At 40.8% G+C, this 20,494-nt stretch carries 24 protein-coding genes; 15 read left to right on the plus strand and 9 right to left on the minus strand.

Annotated elements, in window-relative coordinates:
- Positions 1 to 12: 12 nt before the first annotated feature.
- Positions 13 to 906 (plus strand): deoxyribonuclease IV, encoded by an 894-nt coding sequence (locus ACZ9AO_RS05115; protein WP_476108596.1) that lies wholly within the window; start codon positions 13 to 15, stop codon positions 904 to 906.
- A gap of 109 nt (positions 907 to 1,015) precedes the next feature.
- Here ACZ9AO_RS05115 and ACZ9AO_RS05120 read toward each other — a convergent pair whose 3' ends face one another.
- A complete protein-coding gene (locus ACZ9AO_RS05120) occupies positions 1,016 to 1,276 on the minus strand; it encodes a DUF2624 family protein (RefSeq protein WP_048677987.1) in 261 nt (86 codons plus the stop codon).
- Positions 1,277 to 1,487: 211 nt separating this feature from the next.
- Between ACZ9AO_RS05120 and ACZ9AO_RS05125 the strand changes: the two genes are divergently transcribed.
- From ACZ9AO_RS05125 to ACZ9AO_RS05135, 3 genes are read left to right on the plus strand one after another with little or no spacing between them, the layout of a single operon-like run.
- Entirely contained in the window at positions 1,488 to 2,252 is a 765-nt protein-coding gene (locus ACZ9AO_RS05125; protein WP_251539635.1) for a metal ABC transporter ATP-binding protein, read from the plus strand.
- 21 nt (positions 2,253 to 2,273) lie between these two features.
- The gene (locus ACZ9AO_RS05130; protein ID WP_251539634.1) at positions 2,274 to 3,107 is read left to right on the plus strand and encodes a metal ABC transporter permease; all 834 of its coding nucleotides are present in this window, start codon (positions 2,274 to 2,276) and stop codon (positions 3,105 to 3,107) included.
- Positions 3,108 to 3,122: 15 nt separating this feature from the next.
- The gene (locus tag ACZ9AO_RS05135; protein WP_034308449.1) at positions 3,123 to 3,548 is read left to right on the plus strand and encodes a Fur family transcriptional regulator; all 426 of its coding nucleotides are present in this window, start codon (positions 3,123 to 3,125) and stop codon (positions 3,546 to 3,548) included.
- Positions 3,549 to 3,584: 36 nt separating this feature from the next.
- Here ACZ9AO_RS05135 and ACZ9AO_RS05140 read toward each other — a convergent pair whose 3' ends face one another.
- The gene (locus tag ACZ9AO_RS05140; protein WP_476108597.1) at positions 3,585 to 4,169 is read right to left on the minus strand and encodes a 5' nucleotidase, NT5C type; all 585 of its coding nucleotides are present in this window, start codon (positions 4,167 to 4,169) and stop codon (positions 3,585 to 3,587) included.
- A gap of 168 nt (positions 4,170 to 4,337) precedes the next feature.
- On the opposite strand from ACZ9AO_RS05140, the gene ACZ9AO_RS05145 reads away from it, so the two are divergent.
- Entirely contained in the window at positions 4,338 to 4,808 is a 471-nt protein-coding gene (locus tag ACZ9AO_RS05145) for a hypothetical protein (RefSeq protein WP_063594173.1), read from the plus strand.
- 94 nt (positions 4,809 to 4,902) lie between these two features.
- Here ACZ9AO_RS05145 and ispG read toward each other — a convergent pair whose 3' ends face one another.
- From ispG to ACZ9AO_RS05165, 4 genes are all read right to left on the minus strand, one after another.
- Positions 4,903 to 6,015, minus strand: a complete 1,113-nt coding sequence (ispG, locus tag ACZ9AO_RS05150; protein ID WP_187050875.1) for a flavodoxin-dependent (E)-4-hydroxy-3-methylbut-2-enyl-diphosphate synthase — start codon at positions 6,013 to 6,015, stop codon at positions 4,903 to 4,905.
- Positions 6,016 to 6,227: 212 nt separating this feature from the next.
- A complete protein-coding gene (locus ACZ9AO_RS05155) occupies positions 6,228 to 6,560 on the minus strand; it encodes a type IV pilus assembly protein FimV (RefSeq protein ID WP_048677989.1) in 333 nt (110 codons plus the stop codon).
- 113 nt (positions 6,561 to 6,673) lie between these two features.
- A complete protein-coding gene (locus tag ACZ9AO_RS05160) occupies positions 6,674 to 6,817 on the minus strand; it encodes an anti-repressor SinI family protein (protein ID WP_082162761.1) in 144 nt (47 codons plus the stop codon).
- A gap of 173 nt (positions 6,818 to 6,990) precedes the next feature.
- Positions 6,991 to 7,758: a DUF1189 domain-containing protein gene (locus ACZ9AO_RS05165; protein ID WP_476108598.1), complete on the minus strand. Its 768-nt coding sequence runs from the start codon at positions 7,756 to 7,758 to the stop codon at positions 6,991 to 6,993.
- Positions 7,759 to 7,953: 195 nt separating this feature from the next.
- On the opposite strand from ACZ9AO_RS05165, the gene ACZ9AO_RS05170 reads away from it, so the two are divergent.
- Together ACZ9AO_RS05170 and sodA are read left to right on the plus strand one after the other, a co-directional pair.
- Complete coding sequence (locus ACZ9AO_RS05170; protein WP_285856444.1) at positions 7,954 to 8,406, plus strand: DUF456 domain-containing protein; 453 nt, start codon at positions 7,954 to 7,956, stop codon at positions 8,404 to 8,406.
- 143 nt (positions 8,407 to 8,549) lie between these two features.
- The gene (sodA, locus tag ACZ9AO_RS05175; protein WP_034308436.1) at positions 8,550 to 9,158 is read left to right on the plus strand and encodes a superoxide dismutase SodA; all 609 of its coding nucleotides are present in this window, start codon (positions 8,550 to 8,552) and stop codon (positions 9,156 to 9,158) included.
- Between the two features lie 462 nt (positions 9,159 to 9,620).
- Here the strand turns inward: sodA and ACZ9AO_RS05180 are convergent, their stop codons facing one another.
- Positions 9,621 to 9,980, minus strand: coding sequence for a hypothetical protein (locus ACZ9AO_RS05180; protein WP_476108599.1), 360 nt, complete (start codon positions 9,978 to 9,980; stop codon positions 9,621 to 9,623).
- 174 nt (positions 9,981 to 10,154) lie between these two features.
- Between ACZ9AO_RS05180 and ACZ9AO_RS05185 the strand changes: the two genes are divergently transcribed.
- From ACZ9AO_RS05185 to phoU, 7 genes are all read left to right on the plus strand, one after another.
- Complete coding sequence (locus tag ACZ9AO_RS05185) at positions 10,155 to 11,375, plus strand: MFS transporter (protein WP_251540985.1); 1,221 nt, start codon at positions 10,155 to 10,157, stop codon at positions 11,373 to 11,375.
- Positions 11,376 to 11,568: 193 nt separating this feature from the next.
- Positions 11,569 to 13,737: a peptidoglycan D,D-transpeptidase FtsI family protein gene (locus tag ACZ9AO_RS05190; RefSeq protein ID WP_476108600.1), complete on the plus strand. Its 2,169-nt coding sequence runs from the start codon at positions 11,569 to 11,571 to the stop codon at positions 13,735 to 13,737.
- Between the two features lie 335 nt (positions 13,738 to 14,072).
- Positions 14,073 to 15,038 (plus strand): PstS family phosphate ABC transporter substrate-binding protein, encoded by a 966-nt coding sequence (locus tag ACZ9AO_RS05195; protein WP_063594168.1) that lies wholly within the window; start codon positions 14,073 to 14,075, stop codon positions 15,036 to 15,038.
- Positions 15,039 to 15,176: 138 nt separating this feature from the next.
- Complete coding sequence (gene pstC, locus ACZ9AO_RS05200; protein ID WP_214773967.1) at positions 15,177 to 16,076, plus strand: phosphate ABC transporter permease subunit PstC; 900 nt, start codon at positions 15,177 to 15,179, stop codon at positions 16,074 to 16,076.
- 3 nt (positions 16,077 to 16,079) lie between these two features.
- Positions 16,080 to 16,958: a phosphate ABC transporter permease PstA gene (pstA, locus tag ACZ9AO_RS05205; protein ID WP_063594167.1), complete on the plus strand. Its 879-nt coding sequence runs from the start codon at positions 16,080 to 16,082 to the stop codon at positions 16,956 to 16,958.
- Positions 16,959 to 16,979: 21 nt separating this feature from the next.
- A complete protein-coding gene (gene pstB, locus ACZ9AO_RS05210) occupies positions 16,980 to 17,801 on the plus strand; it encodes a phosphate ABC transporter ATP-binding protein PstB (RefSeq protein ID WP_048682195.1) in 822 nt (273 codons plus the stop codon).
- Between the two features lie 19 nt (positions 17,802 to 17,820).
- Positions 17,821 to 18,474 carry a phosphate signaling complex protein PhoU gene (gene phoU / locus ACZ9AO_RS05215; protein ID WP_048682139.1) on the plus strand — a complete coding sequence of 218 codons (654 nt, stop codon included), beginning with the start codon at positions 17,821 to 17,823 and terminating at the stop codon, positions 18,472 to 18,474.
- A gap of 68 nt (positions 18,475 to 18,542) precedes the next feature.
- Here phoU and ACZ9AO_RS05220 read toward each other — a convergent pair whose 3' ends face one another.
- Together ACZ9AO_RS05220 and ACZ9AO_RS05225 are read right to left on the minus strand one after the other, a co-directional pair.
- Positions 18,543 to 18,989, minus strand: coding sequence for a hypothetical protein (locus ACZ9AO_RS05220; RefSeq protein ID WP_476108601.1), 447 nt, complete (start codon positions 18,987 to 18,989; stop codon positions 18,543 to 18,545).
- 2 nt (positions 18,990 to 18,991) lie between these two features.
- A complete protein-coding gene (locus ACZ9AO_RS05225) occupies positions 18,992 to 19,372 on the minus strand; it encodes a hypothetical protein (protein WP_251540978.1) in 381 nt (126 codons plus the stop codon).
- A 427-nt stretch (positions 19,373 to 19,799) separates the two neighbouring features.
- Here ACZ9AO_RS05225 and ACZ9AO_RS05230 point away from each other — a divergent pair, with 427 nt between their 5' ends.
- The gene (locus tag ACZ9AO_RS05230) at positions 19,800 to 20,408 is read left to right on the plus strand and encodes a hypothetical protein (RefSeq protein ID WP_034308418.1); all 609 of its coding nucleotides are present in this window, start codon (positions 19,800 to 19,802) and stop codon (positions 20,406 to 20,408) included.
- Positions 20,409 to 20,494: the final 86 nt, after the last annotated feature.

The raw sequence follows: 20,494 nt of genomic DNA on the forward strand, positions 1-20,494 counted from the left end.
GGGAGAAATCAGATGCTGAAGATTGGATCGCATGTTTCAATGAGCGGGAAAGGTATGCTTCTTGCTGCGAGTCAGGAAGCGGCTTCGTATGGCTCCAACACATTCATGATCTATACAGGGGCCCCTCAAAACACAAGACGTAAAAAAATCGAGGATTTAAATATCGAAGCCGGAAGATTGCATATGGAGGAAAATGGAATCAGTGATATCGTCGTCCATGCTCCGTATATCATTAATATAGGAAATACCACGAATCCAGCCACATACGAACTTGGAGTCAACTTCTTACGCAGCGAAATCGATCGGACCGAAGCGATTGGTGCAAGGCAGATCGTACTTCATCCAGGTGCGCATGTTGGTGCTGGAAGTGAACTGGGAATCAAGAGAATCATCGAAGGTTTGAATGAAGTGCTGACTGCCGACGATAAAGTTCAGATTGCCCTTGAAACGATGGCGGGTAAGGGTTCCGAATGTGGCAGGTCTTTCGAAGAGCTGGCGATGATCATTGATGGTGTGACCCATAATGAAAAATTATCGGTTTGCTTCGATACTTGCCATACTCACGATGCCGGATATAATATCATCGAGGATTTCGATGGAGTACTGAATGAATTTGATAAAGTGGTCGGTGTTGACCGCATCAAGGTACTTCACATAAACGATAGCAAAAACGAACGCGGCACGCGTAAGGACCGCCATGAAAACATTGGTTTCGGTCATATTGGTTTTAAGGCTTTGAATGATATTGTCCACCATCGGCAATTAAGCTCTGTTCCTAAAATCCTGGAAACACCTTATGTAGGGGAAGACAAAAAAGACAAAAAGGCCCCATATAAATTCGAAATTGATATGTTCAAGAATAAACAATTTGAAGAAGATTTATTGGAAAAGATCAGATTCCAATAATCACAAATAGAAAGGGACGATTCATCGATATGAAGATGAATCGTCCTTTCATTTTGCATTTGGATTAAGTATGCTCAAATAAAGACTGTCGTCAGCAGGCTTGTAATCTTTAAAAATTGGATGTAAGGTTGTTGAAGAGGGATTCTATTTCCCTGGCCGTGCTTGCTCCGGCAACTTTTGTAATTTGACCAAGTACGTTCTGTCTTTGACGTATATCAAAAATGTTAATATTTTTGCCGGCTAGAAGTGCAGTAATATCCTGTGCTTGTTTTTGAGTGAGTGCAACCTTATGCTGTTTAGCAAGGGAAAGCAATTCATCGGGGCGTATACTGTTGATTTTATGATTGACCATCATTTCAAATAATTTCAAACGATCTCCTCCTTTGTTAAAACATATGAAGGAAGTGGGCGTATGTGAACATGAAACTTTGTTTGATTACGAAATTGGTTCAGATAACATTTTTTTGTGATTCAAGGCATATCGGCACTTGTTCGGAGGACCGGATTCTTTACATCTGAACTTCTTTGATTTATACTAACGATTGTTAATCGTAATGATTCTTAAAAAATAGGTGATCTCTTTGGATAATGTAGTAAACCCCATAGTTAAATTTGAAGATATATCTTACAAATATACAAAAGATCTGGTGCTGGAACATGTTTCGCTTGAAATTCCCCGAGGGGCATTCCTAGCTATCGTCGGGCCGAATGGATCCGGTAAATCAACGCTTTTGAAGTTGCTGCTTGGTCTGTTCAAGCTCCAAAAGGGGAAAATTGAAATATTCGGTGAAGACATTCGGCGATTTAAAGATTGGCAAAAGATCGGGTTCGTTTCCCAAAAGGCGAATTCCTTCAACTCAGGATTCCCTGCCACTGTATTTGAGGTGGTTCAGAGCGGTTTGACCAAAAAAATAGGCTTATTTAAGTTCGCTGGCAAAGAGGATAAGCAAAAGGTGAAGAAGGCTCTGGAATCAGTGGACATGCTGGAATATCAAAACCGCAATATCGGGGAATTGTCCGGAGGCCAGCAGCAGAGGGTATTCATTGCCCGTTCACTGGTCAGCGAGCCGGAATTGATGATATTGGATGAGCCCACTGTTGGCGTTGATTCAAAAAACGTCCACCAATTTTATGAAATGCTTGAGATGTTGAATAAAAAATTAGGAATAACCCTGATTTTAGTAACCCATGATGTTGGTACTGTGACCGATAAAGTCACACATGTCGCCTGCTTGAATAAAAAGCTTCATTTTCATGGGGATGCCTGTGAATATAATGAGTTGGATGAAGGTGAACTCTCGTCCATTTATGGACATGGAGTCCAATTTTTAAATCATGATCATTAATATGTTTTGGAGGATAGCCCAATGATATCGGGGATATTGCAATTTGAATTTTTGCAGAACGCATTCTTGACCGGAATCATCATCGGAGCGATTGCGCCATTAGTGGGCGTTTTTGTCGTGGTAAGGCGGATGTCGATGATTTCCGATGCGCTCAGTCATGTAGCGCTTGCTGGTATAGCGTTCAGTTTATTGCTGCAGAAGAGCTTTCTATCTTTAGCAGGATTGAATCCACTTTATATTGGAATGGCGTTTTCTGTAGGTGGTTCATTATTCATTGAAAAATTAAGAGGGGTGTACAAGCATTACCAAGAGCTTGCAATCCCGATCATTATGTCCGGCGGCATGGGTCTTAGTGTCATCTTCATATCCATTGCTGATGGTTTCAATACCGATTTATATGGTTATTTATTCGGCAGTGTCAGTGCCGTCAGCCGGGCGGACTTGTACGTCATTTTGGCAGTGGGGCTAGTCGTAGCCTTGATGCTCACTTTACTGTATAAAGAATTATTTCTGTTATCATTTGATGAAGAGCATGCAAAAGCGTCTGGAGTCCCTTATAAAGCGATTCATTTTATTTTTATTGTCATGGTCGCATTGGTTATTGCCGCTTCCATGAAAATCATTGGCATATTACTTGTTTCTTCGCTCATGACGCTCCCGGTAGCAGCCAGTCTCCGCTTTGCTAAGGGCTTTAAGCAGATGATTGGTTATTCGGTATTATTCGGTGAAGTTTCCGTCATAGGCGGATTATTCTTATCATACAACCTTGACCTCGCTCCCGGCGGGACCATTGTAATAATAGCTGTACTAATTCTCATCTTGTCAATTTTGTTTGATAAGTGGAAAAATCGATAGATGGGGTGATGTATTTTGAACGTAACTACTGCCATGCAACTTTTAAAAGATAAAGGTTTTAAGCATACAGGAAAGAGGGAAGAAATGCTTCAGCTTTTCTCTTCCAGCGATAAATATTTAACGGCCAAAGATGTATTGGAGAATATGAAACAGGATTATCCAGGTTTAAGCTTCGATACGATTTACAGAAATCTTTCATTATTTGTCGAACTGGGCATCTTTGAAGCGACCGAGTTGGAAGGGGAAAAGCGTTTTCGTTTTACATGCGGTCATTCTTCCCACCATCACCACTTCATCTGTTTGAACTGTGGAAAAACGAAAGAAATTGAATTGTGCCCGATGCAGGAACTTCAGGAAAGCTTGAAGGACTACGATGTTTCGGGGCATAAATTTGAAATTTACGGACGCTGTCCTGCATGTAGCGTATCTTTGGAAGCATAAAAACCATTGACCTCAAGTCAATGGTTTTTTCTTGTCTCATTTTATAGTTGCCGGTTCCCCTGACATCCATTGATTCACCCAGGCAGAGGCTTCTTGCCAATTGTTGACCCGAATCACCCTTTCAGGCACGGGATCTTGGTTGTAAGGGGTATTAAATAAAATCACGGGTATTTTACACTCTTCTGAAATCGCCACTGCATTATCGTGCTTGTCCTCCAAAAAGAGATCGACTTCGAATTTTTTGGCTGCAGCAATCTTATCGTGTGAACCTACAAGCTCTATATGATCATATAGGACTTGATTACTCGTGAACCAATTCTTCGTTACATCCAATAAACGGGAGCCCCTGGCACTGATGAAATAAAGGTTGGCTTGTTCTGTCCATTTTTCCAATACATCTTTCGCACCCTCAGCCAATAATGATTCGGAATAGATGAGCGGCTCGGTCTCGATGAACCATTTAGTGAAATCTTCTTTTGGAACATTCACGAAAGGCAATAAGTCATATTCGGTTATGTCTTCATAAGCTAAATTTAGTTGAAATGCTTTATTTAAAAAGGGAACCATGGAATCAGGTCTTGTGACAGTCCCGTCTATATCGATGCCAAAACGTTTTTTCATGATGAATCTCTCCTCATTTTCAATACTTGTAATAGTGTAACATATCCAATCATAGCTTTGGTAAAAACCCGTATTTATTTCCAAGACATGAAACCATTTTCACGATGGGTTCCTGCGATTTTTACATACACTATAAATGCTTCACAAACGAAAGTGAGGGATGCACGAATGGAAAAAGATCAATACTCCAGTATTGACGATGAAATGCAATTGGCAAAAGAGGGCAGTGAACCATCCGTTGTGGATGATCAGCATCATGAGCGGTATTATAATGAAGATACACCTGAAGATGACAGACGATATGAGAGCCGTGGGACCATAACCAATTTGGATAACCGGTATCAGGAAGAAACGTCTGCCGAGATTTCAACACCGCCTCAGCGAATCAGGTCATATAAAAATGATGAGCCTGCAGAGGATAATGGTTTAGGGGGAGTGGCATCAAGAGGAAAAGCGATTGGTGTCATAGCATTGATCATCTCCATTTTATCGTTATTCATGATGCCTTTCCTTTTAGGGATTGTGGGTATCATTGTAGGAATAGTGGCCAGAAGCCGGGGATCGAACCTGGGTACTTGGGCCATCGGCATAGGTGCTGTCTCCATCATCGTTGGCATATTTATCGCACCGTTCTTTTAGCATCATTAAACCCTTTGATGTCATTTACATCAAAGGGTCTTTCAAATGATAAAAAACAAAAAATCCCGATAATGAAAATTCGGGATTCTTTGTTTTATTTATTTAGTAAAGCTGCAGCAGCAGCTTCGGCTCTTTGTTTTTCATAGTACTCTTCAGCGATTTTGTCAATTTCCTTTTTCAGTTCCTCGACCATCGTCTCTTCAGGCACTTTACGTACGATTTGTCCTTTTCTAAACAGTAAACCTTCACCGCGGGCGCCGGCTATGCCGATATCAGCCTCACGGGCTTCTCCAGGGCCATTTACCGCACAACCAAGCACTGATACCTTGATTGGTGCTTTAACCGTCTGGATGTACTCTTCAACTTCATTGGCGATGGAAATTAAATCAATCTCGATTCGACCGCAAGTTGGGCAGGAAATTAAAGTGGCCATGTTGGAAGCTAGGCCGAATACTTTTAGAAGCTCCCTTGCTACCTTCACCTCTTCGACGGGATCGGCACTTAAGGAAACACGAATCGTGCTTCCGATACCCTGACTTAGGATGGCACCTAGTCCGGCAGCGCTTTTTACTGTTCCGGAGAACAGTGTACCTGATTCCGTGATCCCAAGATGTAAAGGATAATCGAATGCTTTTGAAGCTTTTTCATATGCCTCGATTGCTAAATTCACATCGGAAGCTTTCATCGAAACGATAATATCATGAAAATCCAGATCTTCTAGGATCTTGATATGGTGTAAAGCACTTTCCACCATTCCATCAGCAGTCGGGTAGCCATATTTCTCGAGGATTTTCTTCTCTAGAGAACCAGCATTGACGCCGATGCGGATTGGTATTCCTTTAGCCTTCGCAGCTTTCACGACTGCTTCCACCTTTTCACGGCGTCCGATATTACCAGGGTTTATCCTGATTTTATCCGCTCCGCCTTCGATTGCCTTCAGAGCAAGCTTGTAATCGAAATGAATATCGACTACAAGAGGGATGTTAATCCGTTTTTTTATCTCAGAGATTGCGTCAGCTGCCCTTTCATCCGGACAGGCGACGCGTACGATTTGACATCCCGCTTCTTCAAGACGAAGGATTTCTGCAACCGTTGCTTCAACATCATGTGTTTTGGTCGTTGTCATGCTTTGTACTATAACTTCATTATTGCCGCCAATCGTTAAGTTTCCGACTTTAATTGGCCGCGTTTTGGTGCGATGTATGATTTCACTCAAGTGGAATTCTCTCCTTTAGGAAAAAATCAGTTTTGATTTTTAATTTGTTTCTCTGAAATATTGTATCAATGTACATACCGCTTGACAAGGAAATAGGACGCATAATCTTTTTTCAATAAGTGACATTTCCTATTTCAGGATATATTTGGTGCTTGGAAATCCCCTTTAGTGTGTTTGTGAAGGCACAAATCCCCATTTGAAAGTTATTTATAAACGGGAATTTTATAAGTTTTGCCAATCTGCATATTTTCGGGCTTCAATCCTTCATTCAAACTTTGAAAGTCAGAGATGATCGTTTCGATTGGGTGATTGGATTCGCCTTTTCCCTTTTCAACGATGGAGAGTAAGGTATCCCCAGGTTGCATGGTGATTTCTTTATAAGCGGCAGATGGTGCGGATGCAGGCTGGCTGGCCGGCACGGCCGGTTCGCCAGTAGGGGCAGGTGGATGGGAAGCCGGCAGGGTACCCGTAGTCAAATCAAAATAAATAATAAATAAAGTGAAACAGAATGAGATAAAAAGCAGTAGCCGTTTCAATTTTCCATCCTCCCAAGCTTGTCTTTAATTCATCTATACTTGGAGGGGGCAAAAAATATGCCTAAAAATGGGCGATTTTTCAAATGGAATGTGAGAGTGGCCATTCAAATTGTCTATTTCAGTTGAGTAACATCCTTATTATTTGAATGATTGCTGAGAAAGGAGCGAATTTCCTTTTGGGTCAGACCACTCTTTTTTGCCTCCAATATGAGTAACAACCACTGTACATCAATATGACTCTCCTTCACGTCTATCACCTCTTAAATACTATTTCAATCATAAGTATAGTAATAACTTGGTGAGTATTTTGTCGAATTAAGTAGATATAAAAAATGATGACTGTAGTCATATGAGGGAAAGGCAAGGATTGCCCGGTTTTGTGCAAAAGCAAAAAGAGCCGGACCGAGGTGGGGCCGGATCTTATTTAACTTCAATTTCCCATCTTATTGGCTGATGTTTCTTTAATGGATAAATATAACATCATTAATGTAACAAACCAGCTAATGATGGAAGCGAATGGTACAATTGCTTGAAAAGCATCCATGATGGTGAAGAATATGGTGGCAAGAGTTATGCTGTATGCACTAATTCTCCAAAGATGCCTGTAGGAAAGTGGACGGCCAAGAGCATTTTTGAAAAAAAGACCGAAAGCAGCAATGATTGTCACTTTAATGAAGATTCCGCTAGTAGTAAACAGGTATAATATGAGTAGAAGCAATGGAAGGATGATCGGCAGCACAGATTCAACTGAATCAAGCCAAGTGGAAATTTCCTGATTATCTCCCTCCAGAACTGAATAAGGAGAGGATTGCACATTGCCTCCGGATACGAAAACTAGTTCAGACTTCAAAAGTGCGACAGCCTCATCAGCTTCTGCAGCTACCTTTTCCGGGGTCAAGGCTCCCGTGCCATCCACAAAAATTTGATATCCGTTTTTATTCAGGCTAAATGGCTCATCTTCTTCAGTCGTCAACGTGCCATTTTTGATTTCAAATGCCGGTAAGTCTTCGGATACTGTTTCGTGCATGGCATCTATCCCGTCAACTATCATTGTACCGAAATAATAAGCTGAAGGGAGAAAGGCGATGAGACTTATAAAGAAAACGTATAAAATCGTTTTCCCGATACCTTGGTTTTGAAAGGAAGCGATATCTTTAGGGGAAAATATGCTAACCCATAGTTGTTTGAATATGTTCAATGTTTTCAGCACCTATCTTTATAAGATTCCTAACCAATTTTAACTATATGGGAAAAATAAAACAACCTGTATTCAGCTTCATTGGTTTCAAACAACAGTAATGAGGTAATTATGGAGAGATAAATCAAATTATAAATTAAATGAGAAAGGGGCTTTTGAGATATAGACACACTATTTTGGATAATAATCACCCTCATGTTCATAATGGGATTTGTCGGTCTGATTTTTCCAATCATCCCAAGTGTTTTGTTCATTTTTGGCGGAATATTGTTATATGGACTTTTTTATTCTTTTGAACCTTTTGGCTGGTTTTTCTGGACGGTCCAAATTTTATTCGTCATCCTTTTATTCGCAGCCGATTATATTGCCAACATGGTCGGGGTCAAAAAGTATGGCGGCACGAAAGCGGGGATATGGGGCAGTACGATTGGGCTCCTGGTCGGGCCATTCGTGATTCCATTCGTCGGAATTCTGATAGGTCCATTCATCGGGGCATTCCTGGCAGAGATCCTGGTACATAAACAAGACCCTATTACTGCTTCCAAAATCGGCCTAGGTTCCGTTGTAGGCTTTATAAGCAGCGTAATCACAAAAGGCATCATTCAGCTTCTGATGATAGGATATTTTATATTCGTGGTATTCTCATAGGAAAAATAATCGAAAAATGAAAAATTGAGGCATATGGTTTGAAACGGTTACAAAAATTTGATACTCTATTGCTAGCGAGCTTTAGGTATCTTTCGAGAACTGAAGCCCTCAAAAAAACAGCTTACATAGGGAGGAATTTTATTATGGCTTTTGAACTTCCACAATTACCGTATGCATATGATGCATTAGAACCACACATCGACAAAGAAACAATGAACATTCACCACACTAAACATCACAACACATATGTGACAAACCTGAACAATGCGCTTGAAGGCAACCAAGAACTTCTAAGCAAAAGCGTAGAAGAAATCGTCGCTAACCTTGACGCAGTACCTGAAGCTGTTCGTACAGCTGTACGCAACAATGGTGGCGGACACGCTAACCACACTTTATTCTGGGAAATCCTTTCACCTAACGGCGGCGGACAACCAACTGGTGAATTAGCGGATGCCATCACTTCAAAATTCGGAAGCTTTGACAGCTTTAAAGAAGAGTTCGCTAAAGCGGCTACTACTCGTTTTGGATCTGGCTGGGCTTGGCTTGCAGTCAACAATGGCGAGTTGGAAGTAACAAGTACACCTAACCAAGACAATCCATTATCAGAAGGTAAAACACCGCTACTTGGATTGGACGTTTGGGAGCATGCTTACTACTTAAACTACCAAAACCGCCGTCCTGAATACATCAATTCTTTCTGGAATGTTGTAAACTGGGATGAAGTTGCAAAACGTTACAGCGCTGCAAAATAATTTTAATCAACTAACAAAAGACGGGAATTCCCTTTTCAGGGAAACCCGTCTTTTTTTGTTTCTTTTATCCGAACGGGAATATGAAAGAAAAACAAATAAAGGCAACTCGTATTGCTTGTTTCGATGAAAGAAACTCACGGAGTAAAAGCTGCGAATTTAAGAGAAACGCACAAATTCACGAGTAAAATCATCAAATTCACGAGTAAAAGCTCAAAACTCACGAGTAAATGCCCAAAACTCACGAGTAAAAGCCCGAAATTCACGAATAACACTCCAATTCCAGAGTAAAAGCTCAAAATTCACGAATAAAAGCATCGATTGACGAGTAAACACCCCAATTCATGAGTGAAAACTCGAAATACACGAGTAAAAGTCCGAATTCACGAGTGAACACCCCAAATTCATGAACATCCCCTTCGTCTCCCAGTCGAAGAGTTTTCTTTATACTGTTACTGTTCAAGTTCAGAAGGAAAACAGTATAAGTGCAACTGCTTCTCTGTCATCGCCAATCGAAGAGTTTTCTTTACACTGTTCTTGATTTAAAAGGAAGGGCTTTAAGGAAAACAGTATAAGTGCAACTACTTCTCTGTCATCGCCATCCTGGCTCGCCAATCGAAGAGTTTTCTTTATACTGTTCTTAATATTAATTGAGAGTGCTTTTAAGGAAAACAGTATAAGTGCAACTGCTTCTCTGTCATCGCCATCCTGGCTCGCCAATCGAAGAGTTTTCTTTACACTGTTCTTAATTTTAATTGAGAGTGCTTTTAAGGAAAACAGTATAAGGGCAACTACTTCTCTGTCATCGCCATCCTGGCTCGCCAATCGAAGAGTTTTCTTTATACTGTTCTTGATTTAAAAGGAAGGGCTTTAAGGAAAACAGTATAAGGGCAACTACTTCTCTGTCATCGCCAATCGAAGAGTTTTCTTTACCTTTTTTTACATAAATTCTTTTGTTTTTTCAAACACTAGAGTGGAATTTAAAGGAGAGTTAAAACAATGGGTATTTTAGAGAGATGGTTGGGTGAAGCGGGCGGGAAGAAGGATTTGCACCTCCTTTTGTTTATTGGCGGGCTGTACAGCCTAAGTATTGCTTTATCCAATACATTCGTTAATGTGTACTTGTGGAAACAATCCGGTCAAATTGTTGATATTGCCGTATATAATCTAACCGTGGTGCTTTTTCAACCGCTTACTTTTGTCTTTGCCGGCAGGCTCGCGAAAAAGGTTGACCGAATCATTGTTTTGCGTCTGGGTGTTATCTTTTTGGCCCTGTTTTATTTATCGGTCCTATTGGTCGGCACACGGGCAACGGATTTCCTTTGGTTGCTTGGTGGGCTGTTAGGAATCGGTTATGGGTTTTATTGGCTTGCCTATAATGTCTTGACTTTTGAAATAACTGAACCGGAAACCAGGGATTTCTTCAATGGGTTTTTAGGGATTTTATCATCCATTGGGGGAATGGTCGGTCCGATTCTTTCAGGGTTCATCATTTCGAGGCTTGAGAAATTCACGGGATATTCCATTGTATTCGGGCTGTCTTTGCTATTGTTTTCCGTTGCGGTTTTTCTTAGCTTTTCGTTAAAAAGACGTCCGGCTCATGGCAGGTACTGCTTCTTTAGGATATTGCAGGAACGGAAAAATAATCGGAATTGGCTCTTGATCACTCGTGCTCACTTTTTTCAAGGGATACGAGAGGGCACATTCATGTTCATCATTTCGATTACCGTTTTCATTCAGACGGATAGTGAACTTGCGTTAGGGAGCTATGGTCTGTTAAATTCGGCCATATCATTCGTTGCGTATTTTTTTGCTTCCCGATATATAAAACAGCCGATGCGCAAAAAGGCGATACTTATTGGAGGAATCCTGTTGTATGCAGGGGTCTTATTGATTGCATTTGATGTCACATTCGGGAAGCTTCTCATTTATGGGGCAATTGTCGCAACCGCTTATCCTATTCTTTTGGTCCCTTATATATCGTTGACCTATGATATTATAGGCCGGGCTTGGAAAGCAGCGGAAATGAGGATTGAATATATCGTTGTCCGGGAATTGTTCGTCCATATTGGAAGGATTGTATCCATATCAGTATTCATACTTTCCGTCATGTTATTCGACCTAAAGCAATTACTGCCGATTTATCTGTTGATCGTCGGGGCAGGGCATACCGTGATATATTGGTTTGTACGGAAAATCGATATCATTGACCAAGATTGAAAAGAGGCCTTAGAGGCCTCTTTTCAATATACATGACTTACGGTTGTAGGATTTATGAGCCGTAAGTCACTTTTTATGTAAAGTTCGTTAGATGTTTAATATTTCTAGAACACTAAGGTAGAAAAAAAGACAAATGTTCTATAGAATAGTATAGGATCTATTATGACTATGTAAAAAGGATGTGTGGCTTAGTGTGAATAAAAAGAAAAAGAAAAAGACGCATGTGCCTTTCAGATTGAATATTCTTTTCTTTTTAGTGTTTGTTTTGTTTTCCGCTTTAATTTTACGCTTGGGTGTTGTACAGATTGTTTATGGTGATGATTACCGGCGTGAGATTGAAAGAACAGAGGAAGTGACCGTGAATAATTCGGTGCCCCGTGGGAAAATGTATGACCGTAATTTAAAACTTATGGTCGATAACCAACCACTGGATGCAATTACATATACACGAAAGCAAGGTACGAAACAAACAGAAATGGTGGAAACGGCTGAGAAACTCGCGAAGTTGATCGAAAAGGAAACAGACAAAGTGACTGAACGCGATAAAAAGGATTTTTGGATTTTGAAGAATCCAAAGCTGGCCGAGAAAAAGATTACTGATAAAGAGCGGAAAAAAGTGGAAGAGGGCGAGATGGAAGAAAGTGATTTGTATAAGCTTCAGATTGATCGGATTACTGAAGAAGAAACAAAGCTTTCGGAAAAGGATCTTGAAGTTCTTGCCATCTATAGGGAATTTGCAAGCGGATATGCCCTTACCCCGCAAATTGTGAAAAACAAGAAAGTAACAAAAGAAGAATTCGCCAAGGTGAGTGAAAACCTTGATTCGCTTCCAGGGGTCGATATATCTACAGATTGGGATCGTTTTTATACATATAATAAAACACTTAAATCTGTATTGGGTAAAGTTTCCTCATCTGAAGAAGGGTTGCCTAGTGAAAGCCTGGACTACTACCTCGCACGTGATTACAGCCGGAATGACCGTGTAGGTAAGAGTTATATTGAGGCGCAATACGAAGATATCCTTCAAGGGCAGAAAGCGAAAGTAAGGAATGTGACCGATAAATCAGGAAATGTCGTCGATTCCGAAGTGATTTCTGAAGGTTCGCGAGGAAAAGATCTTATATTGACAGTTGATATGGATTTACAGCTTGCTACTGAGGAAATCATTGAAAAGCAATTGATTGCCAAGAAAAAAATGGGTAACACCAAATTCTTGGACAGGGCCTTTGTCGTCATGATGGATCCCGATACAGGGGAAGTGTTGACGATGGCTGGCAAGAAATATGAGAAGGACCCAGAAACGGGGAAATCCTCCATTGAGGACTTCGCATTAGGAAATATCACGACTTCCTATACGATGGGTTCTGCGGTTAAAGGTGCTACGGTTTTAACCGGTTATCAGCAAGGTGCGATCCAGCCTGGTACGTACTTTTACGATACGAAGTTGAGAATCAAAGGTACACCGCCCAAAGGTTCATATAGTGACTTCGGGAACATTAATGATTTGACCGCATTGAAAGTATCTTCGAACGTTTATATGTTCAGAACGGCCATTAATATTGCGGGTGCGCATTATGTGCCGAATGAACCTTTGAACATTAGTTCAGGCGCGTTTTCAACCATGAGGAATTCATTTGCCCAGTTTGGCTTGGGAGTCCGCACGGGAATTGATCTTCCTAATGAAATGAGCGGATTCAAAGGTTCCGAAGTATCTCCGGGTAAGCTGCTTGACCTTGCTATCGGACAGTATGATACGTACACACCAATGCAGCTCGTGCAATATGTTTCAGCGATTGCGAATGGCGGTAACCGCATGAAGCCGCATATGGTTAAGGAAATCCGCGATCCGGTTGATAATAATGAGGAATTGGGACCTGTTGCCGAAGACGTTTCACCGACTGTCCTTAATCGTCTTGATATGAAGGAAGAATGGGTTGAACGTGTTCAGAACGGTTTTGAGAAAGTTGCGATGGAACGTGGCGGAACGGCTTATACCTACTTTGGGAATAAATCGTATACAGTGGCAGCTAAAACCGGGACGGCGGAAGCATTCTATGACGGCCCGAACCGGATGAATTATAGCGAGCCCCAAGAAACGATGAACATCACGCTTGTTGGCTATGCCCCTGCTAAAAATCCTGAGGTCGCTTTTGCGGTCGTTGTGCCGTGGGCATATCAAGGACATACGGGCCATAGCATGAGTAAAGAGATAGGTGAAGAAATCATGGATACTTATTTCGAACTGAAAAAAGAACGGGCTAAGAAGGAAAATACCGAAACCTCGACTGATTTGAAGGTGGAGAATGGTAAAGACGTTCAAAAAGAGCAGGCTGAAATAAGAAATAGTCAGGAAAATGAATAAAAAGTTATAAAACACGCTTCTGGGTTAAACCAGAAAGCGTGTTTTTTTGTTCATAAAATAAAATTGCTCAGTGATGCTATCAGTATGCCTCGAGATTTGCACTTTCCCTTTATGAAAGAAATTTATAATTACTTCAGTTGGAGTAATTTCCCGCACATGTAAATCCCCCTTAGGCACAAAATAAGAGAGTGATTTAAAGACTTTGACTACCTTTACAAAATAAACACAATTATTTACTGAATATTTACAAATGCTTTAAACGGAATTTACAGTCTGAAAGTATGATGTGAGAGTAGGACAAAATATTCATATAAAATTCTTAGGGGGATTTACAAATGAGACGTTTCAAATTTATGGCTATGACCGCAGTAATGGGTGGAGTAATCGCAGTGACAGCTGGATGTGGATCTAATGATACTTCAAACAGCGGTAAAGGAAATGAAGCGGCTTCAGATCAACTCAAGGGCGAAGTTATTACGGATGGTTCTTCAACGGTCTTTCCGATCATGGAGGCAGTTGCGGAAGAATATATGGCTACACAGCCTGATGTGAAGGTTTCAGTGGGATCGTCAGGAACAGGTGGGGGATTCAAGAAATTCATCGCTGGTGATACGGACCTAGCCAATGCATCCCGCCCGGTGAAAGAAGAAGAAACTGCCTTACTTGATGAAAAGGGTGTTGAATATACAGAATTGAAACTGGCATTTGACGGTATTTCGATCGTTGCCAATAAAGATAATGATTTCATCGATTCACTAACAGTTGAAGAACTTCAAAAACTGTGGATTGATAATGGAAAGGTGAAGAAATGGTCTGATATACGTCCTGAATGGCCGAACGAAGAAATTAAATTCTACTCTCCGGGAACAGATTCAGGAACATATGATTATTTCAATGAAGTGATCCTTGAAGAAAAACCAATGGTGGAAAATGCTACGCTTTCAGAAGACGATAACGTTCTTGTACAAGGTGTAGAAGGTGATAAAAATGCGATTGGATTCTTCGGTTATGCCTACTACTCTGAAAATAAAGATAAGTTAAAGATCATTTCCATCGACAACGGCAAAGGTGCTGTAGAGCCAACGCATGAAACGATTAAAAGTGGGGAGTATGCACCATTGTCACGTCCACTTTACACATATGTAGCTAATAAATCGGTAGCTGAAAAAGAACAAGTTGCAGATTATACTCAATTCGTCATTGAAAATGCAGGAGAGCTTGCAGAAGAAGTGGGTTATATCAGCCTGCCGGAAGAAGAGTACCAGAAAGATCTTGATAAATTGAAGGAATTGGAAAAATAAACGATATTACAGGCTATTGAAATCCCGCCTTGACTCGATTAAGGCGGGGGTAACAGCTTGTAAATCCAAATATTGCGTGTCTGAAATGGAGGATGCAAGTTGGAACTTAGAAAAACAGAAACCTATTCTGTACAGCAAATGATTCTGGAAAAGAAAAGTAAGAAAAAAATCAATATGGAAAAAGTCATTCCTAAGCTTTTGTTCCTTACGGCGGCAATTTCCGTTTTTACTACAATCGGGATCATCCTGACCCTTATATTTGAAACATTCATCTTTTTTGACAGAGTATCCATCGTCGAATTTTTTACGGAAGCAAAATGGCTGCCATTTGCATCTGCACCTTCCTATGGGATTATGCCCCTTATTGTTGGAACGTTGAAGATAACAGTCATAGCAGCGGTGGTTGCAGTTCCAGTAGGTCTTGCAACAGCCATTTTCTTGAGTGAATATGCATCAGAGAAAACACGGAGAATCATCAAGCCGATTTTAGAAGTTTTAGCTGGGATTCCTACTATCGTTTATGGCTTTTTTGCCTTAACTTTTGTAACACCGGTTTTGCGGGATTTATTTCCTTCCCTTGACATGTTCAATGCCCTGAGTCCTGGAATCGTTGTAGGTATCATGATCATGCCGATGATAGCTTCTTTGTCGGAAGATGCCCTAGTATCAGTACCGAAGTCGATCCGTGAAGGTGCGTATGCTTTAGGAGCAACGAAACTCGAAACGACAATTAAAGTGGTATTGCCAGCAGCCATTTCTGGAATTGTGGCATCCATCGTTCTTGCTTTATCCAGAGCGATCGGGGAAACCATGATTGTGAGTGTTGCCGGTGGCTCAACCCCAAATATGAGCATGGATGTCACTTCATCGATTCAAACGATGACCGCTTATATCGTTCAGGTCAGTTCGGGGGATGCAGGGTATGGGACAACGATTTACTACAGCATATATGCGGTTGGAATGACACTGTTCGTCTTTACGCTTATCATGAATTTACTGGCGCAGTTCATCTCTCGCAAGTTCAGGGAGGAATATTAAGTCATGAAACTGATAAACAAAAGTCATGTTGCAAAAAAAATGCCTGCTAGGCTTGCTGTTAACACGATTTGTAAAGGATTATTCTTCTTGGCAACATTGGTTGGCCTCCTCGTATTGGCCATCTTATTTTATCGGATATTCACTCAAGGAATTGGTAGTCTGAATGGGGATTTCCTTCAGAATTTCGCTTCCAGGAAACCTGAAGAGGCTGGTATAAAGGCAGCGCTGATCGGTTCAATATGGTTGATGGTAGTGGTGGCCCCGGTTTCCCTGCTGCTCGGTGTTGGAACGGCCATTTATTTAGAGGAATATGCGAGGAAGAATTGGATCACCACTTTTATCAAAGTGAATATTTCCAATCTGGCAGGTGTCCCGTCAATAGTATTTGGACTACTGGGCTTAACGGTTTTCGTTCGTGCTCTTGCCTTGGACCGGTCCATATTGGCAGCGGGCCTGACCATGAGCCTACTCGTTCTCCCGGTCATCATAGTCTCTGCACAGGAGGCCATACGTGCCGTACCTCGTGATTTAAGGGAAGCTTCGTTTGGAATGGGTGCAACAAAGTGGCAAACCATTTTGAAAGTGGTCCTGCCTGCTGCGATACCTGGCATTTTAACTGGAGGAATACTTGCTTTGTCACGGGCAATCGGTGAAACGGCGCCATTGGTGGTGGTTGGCATACCAATGTTCATCGCCTTTTTACCTCAAACGGTCATGGATACATTTACAGTGCTGCCAATGCAAATTTATAATTGGACATCTCGCCCGCAGGAGGAATTCCAGCAGGTTGCTGCCGCGGGAATCATCGTTTTACTCATCCTGTTAATATTCATGAATTCAATAGCCGTTATGATTAGAAATAAATTCCAGAAAAGATACTGATAGGAGGAAGGAAGCATGAATATGACCTTAACGAGAGAAAAAGAGTCACCGGCTATCGAAATCGATAATGTCGGATCAGCTGCCTTGACGGAAAAGGTGTATGAAACATCCAATCTTAATTTATGGTATGGAGAAAACCATGCTTTGAAAAATATTAATCTGGATATGCACCAAAATGAAGTGACGGCCATCATAGGGCCTTCAGGATGTGGGAAATCCACCTACATTAAAACATTGAACCGAATGATAGAACTAGTCCCGGATGTGAAAACGACAGGACAGATTAAATATAGGAACAGGAATATCCTTGATCAGTCCTATAAGGTGGAAGATTTAAGGACACAGGTGGGGATGGTCTTCCAAAAGCCTAATCCCTTTCCTAAATCCATTTATGAAAATGTTGTATATGGACCAAAGATCCATGGAATTAAAAATAAAAAAATTCTTGATGAGATAGTCGAAAAGAGTTTAAAAGGGGCAGCCATTTGGGATGAAGTGAAAGACCGTCTGCATGAAAATGCATATGGACTTTCAGGTGGACAGCAACAGCGCCTTTGTATTGCCAGATGTTTGGCAATCGAACCAGATGTCATTCTAATGGATGAACCTACTTCTGCCCTTGATCCGATATCCACGTTGAAAATAGAAGAATTGGTCCAGGAACTGAAAAAGGATTTCAGCATCATCATCGTTACCCATAACATGCAGCAGGCAGCACGTATCTCTGATAGAACAGCCTTCTTCTTAAATGGGGAAGTCATCGAATATTCTGATACAAATACCATCTTCTCTAATCCGAATGATAAAAGAACAGAAGATTACATTACCGGACGTTTCGGTTAAGAGAAAAGGAGATGCGATAATGATCGTTCGTGAAAATTTCGAGCTTCAATTGAAAGAGCTGCAAGAGAAAATCGTGAAGTTGGCTAATTTAGCTTCAGGTGCCATATCAAAATCATATGCCGCACTGGAAAGCAATAATGTAGATGAGGCTCTTGAAGTTATTGATGATGATACAATAGCTGATTTACTGGAAGAGGAAATAAATGACTTTGCGATTTTACTGATTGCTAAGCAACAGCCGGTTGCGATTGATTTAAGGCGTATCATTGCTGCCATAAAAATCGCCTCGGATATTGAAAGGATGGCGGACTTTGGTGTGAATATCGCCAAATCGGCGATCCGAATCGGTGACCAGCCATTTATTCTGCCTTTAACACCATTAAAGCAGATGCATGATATTACATTAAAGATGATTCGACTTTCAATAGAAGCATTTGAAAAGGAAGATGTTGTTCTTTCAAGAGAAATCATTGAAATGGATGATGAGGTTGATCGCTTTTATGGAGAAATGATTCGAAGTCTCCTTCGCCTTTCAGATGAAAAAAACCTTCAGCAGGTTACGCAGCTTTCCCTAATTGCTCGATATTTGGAAAGGACAGCGGACCATACAACGAATATCGCAGAGAATATTTATTTCCTTGTAAGAGGGAGATATATCAGCAGGAATGAATGAACCTATCCTAATTGAAAAAAGAGAGGCTTTTTCTCGGACATAGTCCATTTAAAAGTCTCTCTTATTCATTAATGTGTCAAAGTATTGGCCAATTGTCTATATGTCATATTATTCGTTACAACAAACTCGCCGATTTGTATTTTTTTCGAGAAATCCCGGTCATTCATGTACGCTTCAAATTCAGCAGCTTCATCGATGATTTTTTCCTTGGAAAGGCGATCGGCAATCTCGGCTGTGGTCATATTCGTTTTCACTTTAATTGTATAGGTGACGATGGAAGGTGCCTCTTTTGAAGCTTCCTTCTCCATTAAAACCGGATCCTTTGGTTGGACGGTCTTTTTAGCTTCCTCGGTAGGAAGTGTAACGACGAATCCCTTCTTTACGAGCAATTCCTTAGCTTCCCCCGCAGTGGGAGTGGTGCCTTCGAACTTTCCGGTGCCATAATAAAAGGCAGCGAAGATTGTTGTTGTAAAAATGATGCCGGCGGAAAGACCTTGCAGTCTTGCTTTGTTCATTTTCATTCACCCCGCAATCTTTGCTGCTCGATCACTGAAATGGTTTGTTCCTTCGTTAACGAGGATTGTCTAGCGATCTGGTCCAAAGTGAGACCTTGACTATATAAAGATAGAACCTGGCTTTTTAGAATCTCATGTATGGGTTCGATATCATTGGAAGTGACAGTTGATTGCTCCTTTACAGAGGGAACAGGGGCGTCCTGGATAACGAATTCCTCTTCAAGAACCTTCACCTTCTTCTTTAATTGGTAGATATCCTGCATATACGTTAGTGTCATCTGTTCTAAATCTTCTTCTAATTTGGCAACTTTATCTTTACCGAAAAAGGAAATGATGAGAAGGACGATCGCTAATGAAAAAAGAAGGACGATAAGTGTTTCCATGTTTTCACCTCAGAAGCTAATTTTCGACAATATACTTATATTTTAAACATATTCGAAAAAAATTGGGGGATTTTCATATTTTTATATTTTCGGAAGTAGGCAGTAAACTTTATTTATTGTCTGTTTTTTTTCAAATATTGTCGAAAAGCGATGTGACCGTCGTTGATGAAAAAAAATTAGGCATGAAAATGGGAAAAAAACCTTTGAGAGATAACGTACATAAAATTCGACAAAATGTGTTTATTGTCCATCAGCCAATTCAGTGCTAACATAAAGATAGAATAAATCGAAAAAACCAAATATTTTGAATTGTTAAAAATCAATGAACCTATAAGAAAATGGTGTGCAGAATTTAAAGTGGATAGTTTCACTGTCAGCGCCTAACGATAAGTAATATAAAGATAAAAGAAGGGGAAGGGATGATTATATGAATTCGCTATTCGCTTATATGCCACAGGATAACCAGGAATTATTTCGTAAGGGATTAAAGGCTGGATTATGGATGGATGAGAGTTTTGATTGGTATCCTGAGGAGGATATGATGAGTCATCCTAATGGAGAGATCCGGACACTTTCACAGACGTATACCCAAGGGCAGGTGACCTTTTCGAAGTTCACGATCAGAAATACCTCATTCGAGACCAAGCGCCCAAAAGTGTTTTTTCACTATGAAAACGCTTTCGAAAGGCAGGCGGTGGCTTTTTACAGCCCGAATGAACGGGCGATTTTACATGTAGCCCCTCAATCGATTGCCTTATTGGGTGGATTGGTGAAAGGAAAAAGCATCTCTCAATATTGCATCCAAGGTAAGGGAAGCCTTTATCAAGAAGGATGCTTCAAATCATTGAAAGAAGGTCTCCTCGCTTATTCACCGCTCGCCAAAGGGGAAGTTACCAGTGTGTTTACGCTAGAAACGGAAATCTTACCGAAAGAATGTGTGGAAGCTGTGGCTTGGGTCATTCATGCCGAAACGAAAGAAGAAGCGAAAGTTATAAATAATCAACTCCTCCTGACGATGCAAAACGTAAACAATTAAGAATACGAAAAAGTTATGTTGGATTTCCCGAAAAACATACTAGCAATTCGCATTGAATAATGATATTATAGAAAAGTCCTATGTGA

The sequence above is a fragment of the Peribacillus sp. TE19612 genome, assembly GCF_056279465.1.